This is a genomic window from Acinetobacter wanghuae (genome assembly GCF_009557235.1).
Classification (GTDB): Bacteria; Pseudomonadota; Gammaproteobacteria; order Pseudomonadales; family Moraxellaceae; genus Acinetobacter; species Acinetobacter wanghuae.
In genome coordinates, this window is the sequence record NZ_CP045650.1 from 933,044 (window position 1) to 953,524 (window position 20,481).

Below are 20,481 nucleotides of genomic sequence, written 5' to 3' on the forward strand. Positions count from 1 at the left end.
AGAGATTGGATAAACGAATGCAAGACGATATTTCAGGTTGGTCAGAATGGTACCGCAATTTTTCTTCAATTGAAGAAATTTCTAGCCCAAGCGAGCTACATGGTTTGCTCACGGGTATTGTGTGTATTACCCAAGCACCCACCCGTGAAGAGTGGCAACAAATTCTTGAAACCTTAGAAGTGCCAGAATTAGAGCCAGAAGCTTTAGAACTTTTAACCACTGAAGCAGAAGATGTCTTTAATGCATTGTCTGAAGATGAACTCGATTATTTACCGCTACTTCCAGATGATGAACATGTCTTGGCAGATCGTGTTCAAGCTTTAGCAGACTGGTGTGCAGGTGTTGTACTCGGTTTTGGTTTGGCAACAGGCAATATTCGCCAAGATGAGCGTGAATGGATTGAACATTTACAAGACGTTGCTGCGGTTGAATTTGATGAATCAGATGATGACGATGAAGGCGAAGAAAGCTATCAAGAGTTGTATGAGTTTGTTCGTTTAATTCCGGTCAGCTTGTCAGTGGGTCGTAAAAAAGTAAGTGTTGAAGATACGCCATTATTAAAACGCTTTATCAAAACGGTTAAAGCACAAACGACAGCGACTGATGCACAAAGCGTTGTGGAAATGTTTACCCCGAATCGTCCAAGCTAAACCTTTCATTTTTCATATTGAAAAATGAAATTGACCCAAGATTGACTCTTTCTCCTGCTTCAATCTTGGGTTGAAACTGCACATCTATTTGATACGTTATATCTATTATTTGATAAGAAGTCATACGGCATGAAAAAACTAACACAGGCTGATTTTGAAGAACGTCGCGCAATTCTTGCCGGTGAAATGGGATTAAACAGTATTGCTGTGATTGCGACCAGTCCAGTGGCAATGCGCAACCGCGATGCAGACTATAAATATCGCGCAGACAGTAGTTTCTTTTATTTAACAGGTTTTGCCGAGCCTGAAGCAGTTGCGGTCATTGAAACATTTGCCACACGTGAAGAAGGCTATAGTTTCAGTTTATTCTGCCGTGAACGTGATCGTGATATGGAAATTTGGAATGGTTATCGTGCGGGGATTGATGGCGCGATTGAAGACTTCGATGCAGATGAAGCTTATGCCATTGATTTATTAGACGAAGAAATTCTGCCGAAATTACAAAATAAAGAAAAACTCTTTTACCGAATTGGGCATGATGCCGCTTTTGATGCACGTGTCGCAACATGGATTAAAGAAGCCAATGGTGAAACCCGTCGTGGTACTTCAGCACCAGCGCAATTAATTCAGCTGGATCGTATTATTGATGAAATGCGTCTCATCAAAACCCCTGAAGAGTTGGAATTGATGCAAATCGCATCCGATATTTCTGCTGAAGCCCATACCAAAGCTATGCAAAGCGTCAAACCTGACATGATGGAATACGCGTTAGAAGCAGAGCTGAATTATATCTTTGGTAAAAATGGCTGTGTGCCTTCATATAACAGCATTGTGGGTGGCGGTGAAAATGGCTGTATTTTGCATTATGTGGAAAATGATAAACTACTGAAAGATGGTGATTTGGTGCTGATTGATGCAGCGTGTGAATATCAATTCTATGCTTCAGATATCACCCGTACTTTTCCTGTGAATGGTAAATTCAGTCCTGAGCAAAAAGCGCTCTATAATGTGGTACTCGATGCACAAATCGCTGCCATTGATGCAGTACGTATCGGCAACTCATATAAAGAGCCACACAATGTCGCAGTGCGTATTTTGGTGCAAGGTTTACTTGATCTTGGCATTATGCAAGGTGATCTAGATGAAATTATTACATCAGAGCGTTTCCGTCAGTTCTATATGCACGGTACAGGGCATTGGCTCGGGATGGATGTACATGATGTCGGAAGCTATAAAGTCGATGGTGAATGGCGTCCATATGAAGAAGGTATGGTGGTGACGGTTGAGCCGGGTCTTTATATTGCGCCTGATGATGAAACCGTTGATGCGAAATGGCGCGGCATCGGTATTCGTATCGAAGATGATGTGGTTGCGACCAAAAAAGGACCCTTGGTGCTGACCAAAAATGTGGTTAAAACGGTCGAAGATATTGAAGCATTAATGGCGAATTCCTGATTTTTTGCTTGTGAATAAAGCCGATCAATTGATCGGCTTTATTATATTCAGCGTTAAATTGAGATCTATTTCACATAAGTTTTATTTATTTTTTTAAGCGAGTGGCTTATTACAATTTCTAAAGTACATCTACGTGTCAAATGTCATATCATGGCAGGCTAAATCTCTGCTTTAAATATTTTGTATGATGTTGAACCTTCCTCCACCACATGTAGATTTTCAAAATTTTGAAGTTGCAGCTAAGCAAGTGCTGCAATATTTACATGAACATCTCAGCTTTGGGCTATGGATGATTACCCGTGTCGAAGGGGATGATTGGATTGTTTTACAGACACAAAATGATAAATATGATATTCAAGGCGGGGACGTTTTTCGTTGGGCAGATTCATTTTGTTATCAGATGGTGCAAGGTAAAACACCTAAAATTGCACCTGCTGCGCATGATATTCTCTTGTATGCATCAGCACCAATTAACCAAAATTTATTGATCAAATCCTATATTGGTCAGGCACTGTTGAATGAAGACGGTTCCGTGTTTGGTACCATGTGTGCCATTGATACCGAAGAGCAATCAGAAGATATTGTAAAACATGCCCCTTTGATTGAATTGCTCGGTCATCTATTAAGCACCATTTTGCAAAGTGAATTGCGCGGTAATCAGGAGCGCCGCTTAAAGGAGCGCTTCGAGGTGGAAGCCTTAACGGATGGATTAACAGGTTTGTTTAATCGTCGCGCTTGGGATCGTTTATTAAGTGCAGAGGAAGGTCGCTGTCAACGCTATGGACTTCCTGCGACTATTTTTAGTATCGATTTAAATAATTTAAAAACAATAAATGATGCGTTTGGGCATGATCGTGGCGATGCACTCATTCAAAAAACCGCAAAATTGTTAATTGAAACGACCCGAACGAATGACGTGGTATCACGTTTAGGGGGTGATGAGTTCGCGATTTTATGCCCTGAAATGTCATTAGCAGATGCACATATTTTATATGAACGTTTGATGAATGTTTTTAATGACGCGGCTATTCAGGCTGCCTTCGGTTTTTCAACGCGACATTTAAACCGAGATTTACAACACACCTTAATTCAAGCAGATCAGCAGATGTATGCCCATAAGCGCAGCATGAAACAATCATTCTAGCGCGATCATTTGAATGAAATGTATAAAAAGCTGGGCACATGCTCGGCTTTTTATTTTATGCATCAGGCTTTTGAGTATACATATAAAAATCTAGCTATTTGCCGAGTTGTCAGTCTTGCTATTTAATTTACGTTTATCGTGAATAATTTAAAGAAAAACAACCCAACTCAAAATGCTGAATGAACTTTCTACATCAAAGCAACACAATCATGCATCAGGTAGCATCTCAGCAACATACTTCAAGCGCTCAGATTTGCATACTTATGAAGTAAAACACGTACTTTTAAAAATGATCAAAACAAATAAAGGAGAACGCGATGAGATTTGGAACAATTGATTGGATTGCCTATGTATTGGCCATTATTGGTGGTCTAAACTGGGGCCTTGTAGGTGCATTCAACTTTGATTTGGTGGCTGCCATTTTCGGTGAGATGAGCACGTTGTCACGCATTGTTTATGTATTGGTCGGTTTATCTGCGATTTACCTGATTTATACGGGCACCAAGCTGGGTAAGACGGTACATCACGATCATCCTACAACAGGTATACGTTAATCACTTGGCTTAAGTGAAATATTTAAAAACGGAGCTAAGGCTCCGTTTTTTATTGTGCACGGCTAGACCGAACAATCATTTTCACTCACAAAAATCGTATATTTATCGTTAAAATGTCCCTGAGTTTGTCGATCTAGAGGCGTGTATGCGCTATTTCATTATAAAAATAAAATACTTTAAGGTAAGATAAAATCCATCATGATTTAGATGTATCTAGCCTTTAGATACCAACCAAACAAGGATCACAGCATGCAACAAGAAGTCATCATTGTCGGTGGTGGGATGGTGGGTTTGAGCCTCGCACTGATGTTGGCGAAAACCAAGATTGAAGTCAAACTTTTAGAAGCAATCAAATATCCAAATTATGATGATGAAAATCTTGCAACCTATCACTCCAGTTTTGACGCTCGTAATAGTGCCTTATCGCGCCGTAGTGTACAGATTTATCAAGAGCTGGGGCTTTGGGCATTATTACAAGAACATGCAACACCCATTTTAGAAGTGAATATTACTGAACAAGGCAGCTTTGGTAAGGCGCGACTCAAAGCTGAACAAGAAAAAGTCGAAAGCTTTGGACAAGTAATTGAAAATGCATGGCTAGGTCGTGTTTTACTCACACAAGTTCAAAAAGAGCCACTGATTGAACTCATCGATGGCGTACAAGTGACCTCACTCACTCAAGATGCTGACTTTGCCTATATTGAAGCGAAACGTGGGGAGTACACCCATAAACTTCAATCTAAATTGGTGATTGCTGCAGATGGGCGTGATTCATTCTGCCGTAAAGCATTGGGGATTGGCGCATCTGAACATGATTATGACCAAGTTGCGATTGTCACTACGGTACAAACCTCTAAACCTCATCATCATGTCGGCTTTGAGCGTTTTAGTCATTTAGGTCCTTTAGCTTTATTGCCGTTGCCGGGTGAATATCATCGTTCTGTGGTGTGGCCCGTGAAAAAAGGTACGGAAGATGAATGGCTCGGTGAACATAACGATCAGCATTTCTTAGATGCATTACAAGAAACTTATGGGGATCGTGCGGGTAAATTCCAAAAAACAGGGCGTCGTTTTAGTTTCCCATTGTCACAAGTGCTAGCAGAAAAACAAGCGGTGGGACGTGTGGTGCTGATGGGGAATGCCGCGCATACGATTCATCCTGTCGCAGGGCAAGGTTTTAATCTGTGTATGCGTGATGCCTATGTGTTGGTGCGTTATTTAAAAGAGCAACAAGCACAAGCTGCTGATTTAGGCGATGCTTCGATGCTACAAGACTATGAAAAAGCACGCCTGAAAGATCAGCAACGTGTCATTAAATTCTGTGATTCAGTGGTCCGTGGCTTTAGTAATCAAAATCCAATTCTAAAATTAGCCCGTAATACGGGATTAATGTGTTTTGAGAATATTCCCGGTATTAAGCCACTCGTCGCCAACTATGCCATGGGGTTGAAGTCATGACTGTGAGTCAAAACGAAATTCTCGATGTAGTCATTGTCGGTGGTGGACTCGTTGGTGGGTTAACTGCGCTTTTACTCGCACAAGGCGGTGTTCAGGTGACAGTCCTTGACGCTGCACCTATTTTAGATGCTGAAAAAACCTTAAATGCCGCAAACCCACGGGTTTTGGCTTTGAGTCAAGCGACCATTCACTTGCTTAAAACAGTCGGTGTTTGGGACAAACTCGCACGTCAACAGCCTTATACGGGCATGCAAGTTTGGAACAAAAATGGCTATGGCGAAATCAACTTTGGTGAAAGCACTGAAAAGACGCCAAATGTGGATCAGGCACTAGGTTCGATGGTGGAGCCGAGTATTCTAAATTTAGCCATTCAACAAAAAATGCTTGAACAGCTTTCTGACTACCGTACTGAAGTTCGTGTCAGTCGGATTGAACGCGGGGTTGGGGTATGGATGGTTCATTTAGCCGATGGCAGTCAATTACACACCAAATTAATTATTGGTGCAGATGGTGCAAATTCCTTTGTTCGTGAACAAGCATTTATTGATATAGATATCTTGGATTATAAACAAGCAGGCATTAGTTGCGCGATTCAAACAGCGCAGCCTAATTTGCATGTCGCGCGTCAAATTTTTCTAGAAACGGGTCCTTTGGCATTTTTACCGATGGCCAGTTTAAAGGCAGAAGAAGCAGGTTATTGGCAATCGATCGTGTGGACATTACCGGATGATTATGCCGATGAATATGCCGCTTTATCCGATGCTGACTTTATCCAATTATTAACCCGTGAAAGTCACCATATGTTAGGTGAAGTTTTAGCTGCTTCACCGCGTGCTAAATTCCCACTCAAAGCCCGTGCTGCACAGCAATATGTGCAAGAAGGCTTGGCATTAATTGGTGATGCGGCGCATGTGATTCATCCTTTGGCAGGGCAAGGGGTAAATATTGGCTGTTTAGATGCGGCAGTATTATGTGATGCCTTATTACATGATAAAGACCGTGGGGTTTGGGCACATGCACAAACCTTGAAGCGTTATGAGCATTGTCGTAAAGGACAAAATGATGCCATGATGCATTCAATGTCAGCGATTGGCTGGCTTGAAACAACCGGTTTATTTCCTGTCGTTTGGGCAAGAAACTTCGCATTAAATTTAGTCGAAAATCAGCGTCTGCTCAAAGATGCCTTTATGGCACAAGCCAATGGTTTAAGTCAGTTAAAGCACACACGCTATGCGACTTTGTGAGCAAATGTTATTTTTTAAACAAACACGGTCAATTGGTAACGATTTTGTTTAAAAAAGATACGTTTTTTTGATCATTACTACTAGGGCGTGTTCTCATTTGGCTTTACACCAAATAAATATACAGGCAAGTCGAAGCATGGCTTTGTAATTTCTCGCTAATTTATCAAATCGCGTTGCTATGCTACGAAAATGCTTTAAACGTGCGAAGGCATTTTCTACTAAATGACGTAGCTTATATAAATAAGCATCAAATTCAGGATTACTTTTGGCGCTGTTGGATTTTCTCGGAATAACTGCAATCATGGCGTGATTTTTGGCATATTCTCTAATTTTTTCAGAGTCATAACCTTTATCTGCCACCAAATATTCAGCAGCCCCAATCAAGTCAATTAACCGTGGTGCAACTTGACTGTCGTGGACTTCACCTCCAGTGATTTCAAAATCAAGCGGATATCCATTGGCATCGGTGGCCAAGTGTATTTTTGTAGTTGATCCGCCTCTTGAGATTCCAATTGCTCTATTTTCACCGTGCCTAGCTCCACTTGCATGCTGATGAGCGCGGATGTAGCTTCCATCAATGAATACCCATTCTGTATCCAATGTGCCTCGTAAGCTAAAAAAAACTTATCCCACAAGCCCTTAATGGCCCAACGATTAAATCGATTATAAGCAGTTTGCCAAGGACATAAGTCTTCAGGGATATCACGCCAAGTTGCACCAGTTCGCAGTTTCCAAAGTATAGCTTCCATGATATTTCTACTGTTTTTAGAGCGATAACACCCATAAAGCTGCATTGTGTTTTGCAATTGCAGCCATATATCATCAGTTAAAACTCGGCGTGTCATGTTAAAAATGTCAATAAAATGAATAAGAAGCAGATTTTAAACGCATCCAATTATACTTACACCATTATTTTTTGAAATGAGAACACGCCCTAGTCGAAAACCAAAGAGATTGCTAAATTTCTCTTAAATCTAAACATAGCTTTAATGTAGTGAATAGCCGTCGTTGGTGGGGAGAAAAAAATGACAGATATGAATGATTATGATGATGCTGAAGATTCTGTAGTCGATGATGATGAAGCTCAAGCTGCGGAAAAAGGCGCCGCAGTCAGCGAAGATGCAAACAGTAATATTGATGTGTCAGAAGCTGAAACGTTAACCGTGACAGCGAAACTGAAAAAGCGTCAAGCACTTGAAGATGAACTAGCCGCATTCTTTGCGCGCGGTGGTAAAATCACTGAAGTCCCTGCAGACGAATCTGCGCGCGACTAATGTTGTAGGCATAAAAAAGCACCACATCTGTGGTGCTTTTTTATTAGAATTTAATCGTTGGCTTGGGTCAGTTCAAGCGCACGTTGATAGGCAATTTTCTTTTTCATACCGGTCAAGTCTGCTGCCAATTGTGAAGCAGCTTTAACGGATAAATCTTGTAGTAAACGCAGCAATAATTTATCCAATTTTTCTTGTTCCAGATCCTTTTCTTCAGTCGCACCACCAATGACTAACACGATCTCGCCTTTTTGCTGATGGTGATCATTTTTGATAAATTCAACCAATTCACCCAAGGTCATTTTTTTGATGGTCTCAAACGTTTTAGTGATCTCACGGGCAAAACCGACCGCACGATCTGCACCAAAGACATTTGCCATATCTTGAACAGAATCCAAAATACGATGCGGTGCTTCATAGAAAATTAAGGTTTGTGTTTCATCTTTGAGTTTTTCTAAGTTAAGCAAACGTTGGCTTTGTTTTGAAGGTAAAAAACCTTCGAAACTAAAACGGTCACTCGGTAAACCGACCGCACTTAATGCGGCAATCGCGGCACAAGCACCCGGCACAGGAATCACGCGAATATTGTGAGCTTGTGCGGCACGAACTAATTTAAAACCGGGGTCGCTAATCAGAGGCGTACCTGCATCACTAATAAGTGCCATATCTTCGCCATTCTGTAGGCGTTGAATCAGCTGATCAATTTTATTGCTTTCGTTATGATCGTGACAGGCTGTTAGCGGGGTAGTAATACCAAAGTGTTTTAACAGTTGTGACGAGGTACGGGTATCTTCCGCCGCAATAATACTCACTGATTTTAAAACCTGAATTGCACGATAGCTAATATCATCTAAGTGCCCGATTGGAGTCGCAACAACAAATAACTGAGCACTCATGATTTTCTCCGTATGCAAAATTTGGGAAGATTAAAAATAAAAAAGAGATTGAGTCACGGCCAATGAGCCACTGAAACACAAAATCAGACATATTCTACCTGATTCAAGCCATGAGGCGTGAGTAAGATCATCAGCCGATCTTTAATTGACTGAATGTTGTCATCTTGAACTGCTTATTTTTTTAATATAAGCGATGTCAGCACGCAAAATAATGGAATAAGCATAGGAAAAATATCATTTCTCCTGCATGGACTCAATTTTGCATAAAATAGCCGAGAAGATAACGAAAATAATGTTCAATACAAGGTATATCAAGCATGTCGGATAGGGCAGCAGCATTGGGGCGTTGGGCAGAGCAGGCTGCATTTGACTTGATGCAACAACATGGCTTTCTGATGGTGGCAAAGAATTATCACAGTCGCTATGGTGAATTAGATTTGATTGTACAACGCGAGCAAGAACTGGTTTTTGTTGAAGTTAAAGCACGAGCTCAGACACAATATGCGCATGCGATTGAATCTATTTCTTACACTAAACAAAAAAAGATGGTGCGCACGGCCTTTTGTTTTTTAGAACAGCATCCTGAATTTCAGGCATTTTATTATCGTTTTGACGTGATTTGTTTTGATTTTAATCAACAATTTTCAAAAAACATACAGCATGATTTCACCAAATACCCCTATGATGTGCAATGGATTGAAAATGCTTTTACATTTGATCCAGAGTTGATTAATCTTTGAAGAAATCGCAACTTATTTATCTTTAGATCATGTCACTATTCAAGCATGAATAAAGACATCGCCTTGGCAGTTTAGATTCAATAATATTAACAAGATTGGATAACATGAGGAGTTTTGCTGAGTGGTTAAGCGTATTGCAATAACAATGCTGTGTGTCGCATCTCTATCGGGTTGTGCAAGCTTTATTTCGAATGGCACAGGACCAGCACCTGTAGGGACAGACTTGGGTGCACGTAGTTTAGGACAAGTCTTTATTGATTCTTCTATTACCCGTACTGCAAAAATAAATTTATATAAACTCGATTCACGTTTTAAAGAATCACGTGTCAATATTGAAAGTTTTCATGGCAATGTTCTACTTACTGGGCAAGTGCCTGATGCCCATTTGCGCCAATTGGCAGAAGACAATGTCAAAGCCATGACTGATGTTAAAACGGTACATAACTACATTACCATTGGTAGCCAAATTGGCTATGGCACCATCATGCAAGACACTGCTGTCACTGCCAACACCCGCGGTTTAATTATGAAAGCCCCGATTGTGGCGGACAGTAAATTGAATGTGCATACTGAAGATGGTGTGCTGTATATCATGGGGCGTTTAAATAGTGCCGAAGAAAAAGATTTAGATGAAGTGCTGACTCAAGTCGGTAATGTCACTAAAATTGTGAAATTGGTCGATAATGTCGATCAAGCGTATGCAGGACAAGGCTATAGCAATAGCACGCCGCTCATGCCGCATGTACAGACCCCAGTTGCCATTGATCCAAATAACGCAGAACCAACCGATGCTCAATAAGGTCAATGCGGTTAAAGCGAAGGTTGCAAACAATTTTGGTTTAGTAAAGAAGCGCTATCAAGATTTTAGGCTGTATGATTTTGCCAGTTACACGCTGAATCGGTTGACGCCTAAAAAAGGCTATACCGTTCAAACCCAATTGGCGTATGGTCTGAAATCTCGTCAGCGCTTTGATTTGTTTAAAAGTGAGCAGCCACTTGCACATCGACCGTTAATTATTTTTGTGCATGGTGGCGCTTGGTTACATGGGGATAAAAAGGATTACTTCTTTATTGGTGAGGCATTTGCCAACGAGGGCTACGATGTCATTGTGATGAACTATCACTTGGCACCTGAGCATATTTTCCCCGCTTATGTCGATGATTTGCATGTTTTGCTGAGCTATTTGCAGCAATCCGCAGCCAAGCATGAGATTTCGGCAGAAAATATTGTGCTGATGGGGCATTCCGCAGGTGCATTTAATGTGATGTCAGGCGTGCACTATCCTGCATCGAATACACTCAATCAGCCGTTGAGCGTGCGCGCGATTATTGGTTTGGCTGGTCCATATCATTTTGATTATAAAGATGATCCATTATGCGCAGATGCGTTTGATCAAAGCGTGCCTTATCAACAGGTTATGCCGTACTATTTTGTGCAGAAAACCCCAACCAAGCATTATTTAATGATTGCGGAAAAAGACAAAATTGTTGGGCATTTTAATAGTCATGATTTGGATCGGGTATTAAAAGAACATGGCAATCATAGTGAAGTCGTAATGATTCCAAAATTAGGTCACATCACCATCGTTGGCTCATTATCGAGCTTGTTTAGTCGTTACTTTATGACGAAAGCAAAAGTGTTGTGGGCATTGGAAGATGCGTTTAAGTAAATATATTGAAAATCAATGTATTCAGAACTTGAGCCAAAGCGTGGCTTAAAGCCACGCTTTCGTGTCATCTGCAACTGCATCACCTTGGGTTACGTGCATGATCATGGCGTGCGCAATGCTGCCTTTAAATGGGATTTCTGGTAAATCATCAAATTTAAAGAATTGCGCATCGCTAATTTCTTCTTCTTGCAGACGAATCTCACCAGAGGCATATTCGGCTTTAAATGCAATCATCAGATTACTCGGGAAAGGCCAAGGTTGACTGGCTAAATATTGAATATTTTTGAGCTTTAAACCGACTTCTTCTTCCGTTTCACGGCGCACTGCTTCTTCTAGTGTTTCGCCGACTTCGACAAAACCTGCAATTAAGCCATACATTTGACTACTGGTATTACGGGCATTTTTTGCCAATAAAATCTCATGTTCCCCCCGAGTAATCACCGTAATAATACATGGCTGAACGCGTGGGTATTGGCGATACTGGCAAGCAGGGCAGACCATGGCATGTTCAGTGGGATGCGGCTCGGTGGCTGTACCACAGTGACTACAGAATTGGTGATTACGCTTCCATTCAAGCAATTGAATCGCGCGACTGGCTTGCTCAAATTGCTGCGTGGTCCAAAATTGTAATAATTGGCGGATGGGAACCAGTTGTAAGCCTTCAGGAATAGGCTCATGAGCAAGGAGATCACGGGCAATCACTTGATCGCCCGGGTGAATCAGAATATCACTTGCAAGACTTTCAACTTTGGGCAGTTGATAATGTTGATCGACTAACAGTTTTTGTTGTTGAAAAATATATGCAAGCGAGAGTTTAGACATTAGGCTACGATTTTCAGTTTTTCACTACTGTCTAATGCTACCTTAAACATCGACTGTAATACAGGCTGTTTATTCTTTAAATTTTCAATCAACATGTCTGCACTTGCTAAAGCATCGAGCGCGTGATTGATGTCTTCGGCAGTCAACGCAATCGATGCTTCAATCCGATGTCTAATAAATTCAGCGGTTGCTCTTAATACTTGATGACCTTGATCAGCATTGAGGAATACCATCGCACCGGCAATTTCACAACATTGATTCGGCACATTGGCAAGTGCTTCAAGATTATGATCTTGCAAATAATTCAGTAATAATTCAGTGGTCAAATCAATGGAGCTTTTACTTTCATTTAATAAGGCTTGATGCGCTTCATCTAAACGATCGAGTGAAATGTGCATGTTATTGACGCGAAGCTGCAAACGGCTTGAGGTATGATGACGCTCAAGCACACCAATCGAGTTCATAGCAGATAAAATCACATTCATCAGCTGCTGAGCAAAGCTGGTATCTTTTAAAATGTCACTTTGGCTTAATGATGCAGCTTGACGGGTTAAATCGCTATAGGCTTCATTTAAGTTTAAGACTTTGAAGATATTGGCTAAATTGTTGAGCTGAGTTTGTAATTCTTGGGTCTTTTCAGCGGTCATATTTTGATAGTTAAACTCGATATCATTGCGAATTTGTGCCATTTCGGTGGTCACTAACTCACTAATAGTATGCATGGTTTCAAAATCAGGACCATATAAATGACGGCTAAACACTTGTAGCTGCATATCGCTTAACGCATCTTCGCCTAAGTTCAATTGACTGCGAATATGCTGCGATGTTTCATCTTCTTGGCTAATACATAGACTTAGGATGTTGGCTAAATCACTGAGGCTCGCTTTGAACTGTGTTGCATCGGCAAAATAGTGTGCCATATTGCGTTCAATGCTGACTAAAGTGCGTAAGCGCGGTTCATTAATCAGTAAATGATCGATATTGTTGAATGCGACATAGACCAAGTTCCAATATTGCTTGCTGTCATGTTGATCTGACATGCCTGCGATGTAAGCACCGACCACTTTAATCGCTTGAAGATCGAATTCAGTTTCTTCTTGTTGGATCAATTTATTTAAACACAGTTTATATAAACGATGCACATATTGAGATTTTTCAAGCGTAGGTGCTTGTGGTAATTGGAAGTTTGGACTGACGCAATCGAGGAGCGGTTCAATATGTTGACCTTCTGTGGTCAGTGGTTTGCCTAAAGCGAGCTCTAAACGATTTAACGTATCTAATAAGAATTGCGGAATTTTGACTTCGCGTAAGCAGATAAACTCGATATAGCGTTTCAGCATGGTCGTGCCTTCACTTAAAGCAACGACTTCATTGGTATTGATTTGAGCAGGATTCGCCATGATTTTACGCATGAGTTCTGCGGCATATTCTGCGATTTTCGCTAAGCTCGCCATATCAATGAGCGCGAGTACTTGTGCGCATTGTTCAAATTGAGTCAGGGCGTCATCAATACCAAATGGTAAGCTTTGATCTTCTACTAAGGTGCTGACTGCTGATTCAACTAATTTGATCGAATTATCAACCTCATTTTTTATTATCAGTAAAGCGGTCGGGTCAAAATGTATAGAGGTTTGGTAAGACATGATCTGCACCTTTCCTGAAGTATTATCAATATGTGAGCCCCGCATTTATTGCGGGACATCTTATGTATTTAACTATAACTGAAGTATTGATTTTTTATATATAAAATACATCATGAAATGTAGATTTTATTTTGAGAAAAGGCAAGGAGTTCCATGTTTTTCCTCAAATTGTTTGACCCATTTCTCATGTTCGGCAAGCTCTTCGTCGGACGCATAAATAACAGGTAAATCAATTTCGATTTTACTCGGTCCCTGACCTGCTTGCTGTTCGGTCGATTGTGACAGGGCATCCATATCAAATGAAACCTGTCCACCAGTCATGGCTAAATAGACATCTGCCAGAATCTCAGCATCGAGTAAGGCACCATGGAAGGTACGATCACGTTGGGCAATTTCATAACGACGCACTAAGGCATCAAGGGAATTTTTTTGCCCAGGATGCTTAGCTCTTGCCATGGCTAAAGTATCGGTGACTTCGCAAACTTCGGACAGTGCCTTAAAGCCCGCACGAGTAAACTCCATATCGAGGAAGTTCATATCGAAGCTGGCGTTATGCGCAATAATCTCAGCGCCTTGCAGATAATCAAACAGCGTGTCAGCAATGTCGCTATACAGCGGTTTATCTTTTAGAAACTCATCTGAAATACCATGCACATTCTCAGAATCACCCACCGGTTTTTGCGGATTAATATAGATATGAATGGAGCTGCCTGTGAGCTTGCGATTAATCATTTCAATCGCACCCACTTCGACAATGCGATCCCCATCTTGATAATAGAAACCCGTGGTTTCGGTATCGAGAATGAGTTGGCGCGGACCATGCAAATCTAATGTCGCAGGGGTGATCACAATTTGCGGATGAATTTTTCCTTGGATGACACGTGTGGTATGCGTATTGAGATCCGTCACTTGATCATGATTTTCTGCATGAGGCAATGCGTCATCTTCAAGCATTTCATTCTCAGGTAAGGCATCTAGACTTGCGTCATCAACAAGCGCTTCACTTTCGGCATCGATGAAGTCCATACCAAATGGATCATCTAGCAACCAATCGATTTCAGGCTTTTTTTTTGATTCATCTGTCGTGCTACCGATTGAAAATGTCGCTGTTGGGACATGACGCGCTTTTTCACCTTTTTCTAAGGTTAAATCCACGCCTAAATTGGCAAGATGATCTGCCATTTCATTGCCTGCATGACCGGCGTGTCCTTTGATCCAATTCCATTCAATCTCACGACCTTGGCAGGCAGCATCAAGTTCCTTCCAAAGATCTGGGTTTTTAACATCTTTCCAGTTTTTCTTTTTCCAGCCGTGAATCCATTCGGTAATGCCTTGTTTGACATAATTTGAGTCCGTCCAAATAATTAGCTTGGCGTCTTTGGGACAGAACAAAATGCCTTCAATGGCTGCGCTCAGTTCCATTCGATTGTTGGTGGTCTGAGATTCACCACCATAAATTTTATATTCATCTGATCCGCTCGTGATATACGCACCCCAACCACCAACGGCAATCTCTTTACCATTACCGCGGCAAGCACCGTCTACATAGAGTGTGATTGTCTGTGACATATATCAAATCCGATCGAAAAAGAACTAAAGAAGATGCATATTGTATAACGCAAAAGCGTAGGATTAATCCATATGATCGGTATTTTTTAATTTCTTGTAACATTTAACGTCAATTCACGTTAAATTATTGCCTTGTCTCTGTGACAAGCTTATTTACAATGGCAGATCTTAAAAAATAAATTGATACGAGTTGTTTGGATTTCTATATGTATAAACCAACCGCAATAGTGTGGCAGCCCTTATTACCTACATTTCTAAAAATATCAGTTTTGGGTGCAGCACTTGCATCGTTAGGACTGACGGGCTGTTCATCGACACCAAGTGCGAGCCAAACCTCTAAATCCAAGCAACTGGGTTCACAATATCTGGGTGCCAACAGTCTAGATAGCTTAGAAGATTTACTATCTGCAACCGATATGCGCGCCGTGGAAGGTGACCGTCTTTTGGTACTCAAACACGGTGATGTGTGGAAACGCATGACAGTCGGGTTCAAAATGGATCTGAATACATGGCATCCACGTATTGATGCACAACGCGGTTGGTTTGCATCACGTCAGCCGTATCTAGAACGTTTAAGTGCGCGTGCTTCACGCTATTTATATTATACGGTGAAAGAAGCGGAACGCCGTGGTATGCCCACCGAATTGGCGCTTTTACCGATTATTGAAAGTTCTTATGATCCCGCAGCAACCAGTAGTGCAGCAGCAGCAGGTTTATGGCAATTTATTCCGAGTACAGGTCGTATTTACGGCTTAAAACAAAGTCCGTTATATGATGGTAGACGTGATGTGGTGGAGTCTACTCGTGCTGCTTATGAGTTTTTAGGCAGCCTTTATAATCAATTCGGTTCATGGGAATTGGCATTAGCATCTTATAATGCAGGACCGGGACGTATTCAACAGGCGATTAACCGTAATAAAGCTGCGGGCTTACCGACTGATTATTGGTCATTAAAACTACCGCAAGAAACCATGTACTATGTACCGCGTTTCTTGGCAGTCGCTCAAATTGTTAAAAATCCAAGCCAATATGGGGTGAGTTTGCCGCCGATTGCTAATCGTCCGCATTTTCGTGAAGTGAGTGTCGGTGCAGCAAGCTTAAATGAAATTTCTGCCATTACGGGTTTAAGTCGCGCTGAATTGTATCAACTGAATCCGGGGCATCGCGGAGATCGTATTGATCCAGACAGTCCGCGCAAAATTTTAATTCCAGCAGACTTAAGTCCAGCCATTGATGCACGTCTCAAAAATCTGAAATCAAATCAGTCTGGACTTTGGGCAGGTTCGCCAGCTTTACCTAAAAATGATACGCAAATCACCCCGATTAAAGCTGCACCACCGCTACTGAATACAACGAAACCCGCTGTGGTGACGAAACCGACTTCAACAACCACTACACCTGCGGTCATTGCATCAACCACAGTATCAAAGCCAGCGGTATCTAAAGCACCAACAACAGTGGCTGCAAAACCTGTAGTTACGCCATCGACTACCATGGCTCAAACCAAACCAATGCCGACGCCGAAAGGTTCTAATGCATTGGCTGAGTTTGCAGCGAAAAGTGAGTTACCTATTCCAAGTGCACCACGTATTCCTGTGGCTGTAACCCCAGTAGCTGCAGTAAAACAAATTCAAGTTGAACCTGCAATTACGGCAGCAGAACGTCAACAAATTCAAGCAGCGGTGAGTCAGGAAGCCAGCAACAAAAGTGTAGATGACATTTTAAAACCAGTGGCTACACCGGCGGAACAAGCAGAAGTGGTCGCAGAGTTAAAAGCTTTAGCACCTGCGGGCACAGAAATTGTTGATCCTTATGATGGTAAAATTAAACTGACGGCGATTCAAACCAGTCTTTCAGTCTCTGAACAACAAGGGAAAGAACTCACCAAAGGTTTCTCTTATCCAAAAGACGTGGCTGAGCAAACCAAATCTGACTCTGTTGAAGCGAAGCTGAACCAAAGCAAAAACTATGTAAAAACCGATTCGGAAGTTGTGGTTGTTGCACCAAAAGGCAAACGGAGTACGTATACCGTTCAGCCGGGTGATAACTTGGCTATGATCGCTGCAAAAAATGGCGTGAATTGGCGTGATGTGGCGAAATGGAATCAGATTGATCCTGCTGCGACCTTATATGTCGGGACTACGATTTATTTATATGATGCCAAGCCAATTGTTGAGCCAACGAAAGCGGCTGCAAAACCTGAAAGTTATACTGTTCAAGCCAATGATTCATTGACCAGTGTCGCCAATCATTTTGGATTAAGTCTGAAACAACTGGCCGATTTTAATGGACTGAGTACCACAAGCGGTTTGTTTGTGGGGCAAAAACTCTCCTTAAAAGACACAGGTAAAGCGAAATCTGAAGACAGTAAAAAACCTGAAACTGTTAAAGTTCAGACCAAGCCTTATGTGGTAAAACGTGGGGAATATTTAAAGCTCATTGCAGATCGTTATGCATTATCCAATGCGGAATTGGCTGCATTAACGCCCGGTTTAACATCGGCAAGCAGTCTCAATATTGGTCAAAAAATTAATGTGCCTGTTCATGACGTTGCAGATTTAAGCACAAAAATGCCTGAGCCAAAAGTTGAGCAAAAAATTAGCAATGTAAAAGTGGATAAAATGGAAAGCTATCAAGTGAAACGTGGCGAAACACTGTATAGCATTGCCAATCAAAACAAAATGACGGTTGCGGAGCTTGCAGCATTGAATGGTTTTGCCGCAAACAGCGGTTTACGCTTAGGTCAAACCATTAAAATTCCGGCGAATGTGAAAACGCCTGAACAATACACCGTTCAATCTGGCGATACGTTGTCCGGCATTGCGTCAAAGTACAATATGTCGATTGATCAGGTTGCAGATTTAAATGGATTATCACGCACTGCAGGCTTACGTGTTGGGCAGCATTTAAAACTCAGTGGTGAACCCTTTTCATCTCATGTAACGACAATTGAAAAGCCAGTTGAAAAAGCTGTTCAAGGCGTGAAGTCGAATATTCATGTAGTGAAATCAGGTGAGACATTAAGCTCGATTGCACGGGACTATAAACTGCAATTGAGATATCTAGCAGAATTAAATGATTTGTCTACCTCGAGTGCAATTCGTATCGGACAACGTCTCAAAGTTGAAGGCGATTTAGTTGAAACTCAGAAAGTAGATGAGTCTAAAGTCACCGTGAAGACCTCATCGAAGGCAACGGAAAGCCATACGGTGAAATCAGGTGAATCATTGAATGCGATTGCTAATCGAATCGGCATCAGTGTGGCAGAGCTTGCGGCATTGAATAATCTGAGTCCTAAAGCAGGCTTACGCGTTGGACAAATTATTCATGTCCCTAAAACGGTGACTGAATATAAAATTAAACGTGGTGATACCTTAATTGGTGTTGCAAGTCGCTATGGGGTGGACAGTGCGGCATTGGCGCAAATGAATGATCTGAAGCCGAGCGCGCAATTACGTATTGGTGATGTGATTAAAGTGCCTAATCTCTAAAACCGAAATAAAACAGGGAGTGTTTGAATGAGCTTTGCATATGCAAAAGGACTCATGTATGTCTTCGGACTTTCGGTGATGACGCAAGGGGGCTGGGCTGCATTGCAGACCACGCCCTTTATTGCGATTCATAGTCAGCCTCTCTATGCTCATTTGCCGCATATGCCTTATGCAGACCCCAGTGCAAGAAAAGGCGGCTATTTAAGTCAGTCGGCGAATGGTACATTTGATAATTTAAATGCCATGAATGGCAAAGGCACATCCGCAGAAGGCGTCGATTATCTATTTGATAGTTTAATGCGTAGCTCACTCGATGAACCGGGCGTGATGTATCCTTTAGTGGCAGAAAAAGTCACTTTTGATCCGCATAAAACGGCGGATGTCATTTATCACTTAAATCCTAAAGCGAAATTTAGCGATGGTTCAGCCCTAACGGCGGCTGATGTAAAATTTAGTTTTGATAGCTTTATAACGAAAGGTAATCCTGGCTTACAGATGTATTTGTCTGACTTGGCAAAGACTGAAGTATTGTCACCGCATCAAGTCAAGATGACTTTTAAATCGGGCAATAATGCTGAGATGCCACTCATTTTGGCGCAAATGCCCATTTATTCAAAAAAAGATTGGCAAGGCAAAGATTTCAGCCGTATTACGCTAAAGCCAATATTAGGCTCAGGACCTTATCTGATTGAGCAGATTGATCCGGGGCGAAGCATCTCTTATAAGCGTAATCCACATTATTGGGCTGCGAATTTACCGATTAATCGAGGTAAGTTTAATTTTGATCGTCTCAAGTTTGTCTATTATCGTAATTTAGATGTGGCATTTGAAGGCTTTAAATCCGGTCAATATACGCTGCATCAAGAATATACCGCGCGTAAATGGGTCACTGAATACCAGTTTCCTGCGGTGACCAATCAGATGGTGACCAAATACAATTTTAAGCATAGCAATCCGATTGCGACGCAAAGTTTTGTTTTTAATAGCCGTCGTACACCGATGGATGATATTCGATTTCGCCAAGCGTTGACTTATGCTTATGATTTTGAATGGCAAAATAAAGCGCTATTTTATGGGCAATATCAGCGATTACAAAGTTATTTTAGTAATAGCGAGCTAGAAGCCAAGGGTGTACCTTCAAGCAAAGAGCTGACAATGCTCAAACCGTATTTGGCAAAACTGCATCCAATTCAACGCGCAGGAGTATTGAAAAATTGGACTTATCCTCGCTCTGATGCCAGTGGTTTTAATCGCAATAATTTAATCACTGCACGTGATTTACTTTTAAAAGCCGGCTATCAATATAAAAATGCGCAATTATGTGACAAAAAAGGCAAACCGATTCAGCTTGAATTCCTGATTCATCAAGATGGTTTACAGCGAACATTGATGCCTTTTGTGCGCAACCTAAAACGTTTGGGTATTACGGTGAATATTCGGCATGTCGATGTGCCGCAATATATCGAACGCATGCGCTCAAAAGATTTTGATATGACCACCAATGTGTTGCCGCAATCTTTAAACCCGGGCAATGAACAATCGCAGTTTTGGGGCAGTGCTTCGGCAGATCAGCCGGGCAATTATAATTATGCAGGCATTAAAAATGCCGCGATTGATGATGCGATTGAAAAAATCATACGGGCATCAGACCGTGATCAGTTAATCCTCAGAACGCGAGTCTTAGATCGTTTATTACGGGCAGGTTATTATCAAATCCCGACCTATGGCAAAGGCGGTAACTGGTATGCCTATTGGAATATGTATGAGCAACCTAAAATCAAACCTAAACTGAATGTGGGTATTGATTATTGGTGGAGTAATCCAAACAAAGCGGCTAAAGTGAACCAATATTTAAAACTTCAAAAATAATAAGG

The 20,481-nt window shown here is 41.5% G+C and carries 17 protein-coding genes; 12 read left to right on the plus strand and 5 right to left on the minus strand.

All coding sequences use genetic code 11. From position 1 onward, the window contains the following. Positions 1 to 17 precede the first annotated feature (17 nt). From GFH30_RS04240 to GFH30_RS04265, 6 genes are all read left to right on the plus strand, one after another. Positions 18 to 650 (plus strand): UPF0149 family protein, encoded by a 633-nt coding sequence (locus tag GFH30_RS04240; RefSeq protein WP_153371057.1) that lies wholly within the window; start codon positions 18 to 20, stop codon positions 648 to 650. Positions 651 to 779: 129 nt separating this feature from the next. Continuing rightward, positions 780 to 2,105 (plus strand): Xaa-Pro aminopeptidase, encoded by a 1,326-nt coding sequence (gene pepP / locus GFH30_RS04245; protein ID WP_153371058.1) that lies wholly within the window; start codon positions 780 to 782, stop codon positions 2,103 to 2,105. A 184-nt stretch (positions 2,106 to 2,289) separates the two neighbouring features. Continuing rightward, complete coding sequence (locus GFH30_RS04250) at positions 2,290 to 3,249, plus strand: GGDEF domain-containing protein (protein ID WP_227551565.1); 960 nt, start codon at positions 2,290 to 2,292, stop codon at positions 3,247 to 3,249. A 317-nt stretch (positions 3,250 to 3,566) separates the two neighbouring features. Beyond that, positions 3,567 to 3,803: a DUF378 domain-containing protein gene (locus tag GFH30_RS04255; RefSeq protein ID WP_153371059.1), complete on the plus strand. Its 237-nt coding sequence runs from the start codon at positions 3,567 to 3,569 to the stop codon at positions 3,801 to 3,803. 249 nt (positions 3,804 to 4,052) lie between these two features. After that, complete coding sequence (gene ubiH / locus GFH30_RS04260) at positions 4,053 to 5,261, plus strand: 2-octaprenyl-6-methoxyphenyl hydroxylase (RefSeq protein WP_153371060.1); 1,209 nt, start codon at positions 4,053 to 4,055, stop codon at positions 5,259 to 5,261. Continuing rightward, positions 5,258 to 6,505: an FAD-dependent monooxygenase gene (locus GFH30_RS04265; RefSeq protein ID WP_153371061.1), complete on the plus strand. Its 1,248-nt coding sequence runs from the start codon at positions 5,258 to 5,260 to the stop codon at positions 6,503 to 6,505. The genes ubiH and GFH30_RS04265 overlap by 4 nt, the downstream gene beginning before the upstream one ends. Before the next feature lie 93 nt (positions 6,506 to 6,598). Here GFH30_RS04265 and GFH30_RS04270 read toward each other — a convergent pair. Next, positions 6,599 to 7,350 (minus strand): IS5 family transposase gene (locus GFH30_RS04270; RefSeq protein ID WP_171501460.1). Its coding sequence is split into 2 segments (ribosomal slippage): positions 6,599 to 7,128 and positions 7,128 to 7,350, totalling 753 coding nucleotides; the frame shifts between segments, so codons are not numbered across the junction. Positions 7,351 to 7,530: 180 nt separating this feature from the next. Here GFH30_RS04270 and GFH30_RS04275 point away from each other — a divergent pair. Then, a complete protein-coding gene (locus tag GFH30_RS04275) occupies positions 7,531 to 7,779 on the plus strand; it encodes a hypothetical protein (protein ID WP_153371062.1) in 249 nt (82 codons plus the stop codon). A 50-nt stretch (positions 7,780 to 7,829) separates the two neighbouring features. Here GFH30_RS04275 and rsmI read toward each other — a convergent pair whose 3' ends face one another. Beyond that, positions 7,830 to 8,672, minus strand: a complete 843-nt coding sequence (gene rsmI, locus GFH30_RS04280) for a 16S rRNA (cytidine(1402)-2'-O)-methyltransferase (RefSeq protein WP_153371063.1) — start codon at positions 8,670 to 8,672, stop codon at positions 7,830 to 7,832. 317 nt (positions 8,673 to 8,989) lie between these two features. Here rsmI and GFH30_RS04285 point away from each other — a divergent pair, with 317 nt between their 5' ends. From GFH30_RS04285 to GFH30_RS04295, 3 genes are all read left to right on the plus strand, one after another. Next, positions 8,990 to 9,412 carry a YraN family protein gene (locus tag GFH30_RS04285; protein WP_153371064.1) on the plus strand — a complete coding sequence of 141 codons (423 nt, stop codon included), beginning with the start codon at positions 8,990 to 8,992 and terminating at the stop codon, positions 9,410 to 9,412. A gap of 121 nt (positions 9,413 to 9,533) precedes the next feature. Beyond that, positions 9,534 to 10,211, plus strand: coding sequence for a BON domain-containing protein (locus GFH30_RS04290; protein ID WP_153371065.1), 678 nt, complete (start codon positions 9,534 to 9,536; stop codon positions 10,209 to 10,211). Then, entirely contained in the window at positions 10,201 to 11,082 is an 882-nt protein-coding gene (locus GFH30_RS04295; protein ID WP_153371066.1) for an alpha/beta hydrolase, read from the plus strand. Before GFH30_RS04290 ends, GFH30_RS04295 begins: the two co-directional genes overlap by 11 nt. A gap of 45 nt (positions 11,083 to 11,127) precedes the next feature. On the opposite strand, the gene nudC is transcribed toward GFH30_RS04295, so the two are convergent. The 3 genes from nudC to dnaQ form a co-directional block, all read right to left on the minus strand. Continuing rightward, complete coding sequence (nudC, locus tag GFH30_RS04300; RefSeq protein WP_153371067.1) at positions 11,128 to 11,904, minus strand: NAD(+) diphosphatase; 777 nt, start codon at positions 11,902 to 11,904, stop codon at positions 11,128 to 11,130. After that, entirely contained in the window at positions 11,904 to 13,547 is a 1,644-nt protein-coding gene (locus tag GFH30_RS04305; RefSeq protein WP_153371068.1) for a chemotaxis protein, read from the minus strand. The genes nudC and GFH30_RS04305 overlap by 1 nt, the downstream gene beginning before the upstream one ends. Before the next feature lie 126 nt (positions 13,548 to 13,673). Then, on the minus strand, positions 13,674 to 15,116 hold the full coding sequence (gene dnaQ / locus GFH30_RS04310; RefSeq protein WP_153371069.1) for a DNA polymerase III subunit epsilon: 1,443 nt from the start codon (positions 15,114 to 15,116) through the stop codon (positions 13,674 to 13,676). A 206-nt stretch (positions 15,117 to 15,322) separates the two neighbouring features. Between dnaQ and GFH30_RS04315 the strand changes: the two genes are divergently transcribed. Next, a complete protein-coding gene (locus tag GFH30_RS04315; protein WP_153371070.1) occupies positions 15,323 to 18,607 on the plus strand; it encodes a LysM peptidoglycan-binding domain-containing protein in 3,285 nt (1,094 codons plus the stop codon). A gap of 27 nt (positions 18,608 to 18,634) precedes the next feature. Continuing rightward, positions 18,635 to 20,476, plus strand: a complete 1,842-nt coding sequence (locus tag GFH30_RS04320; RefSeq protein WP_153371071.1) for an extracellular solute-binding protein — start codon at positions 18,635 to 18,637, stop codon at positions 20,474 to 20,476. Positions 20,477 to 20,481 lie beyond the last annotated feature (5 nt).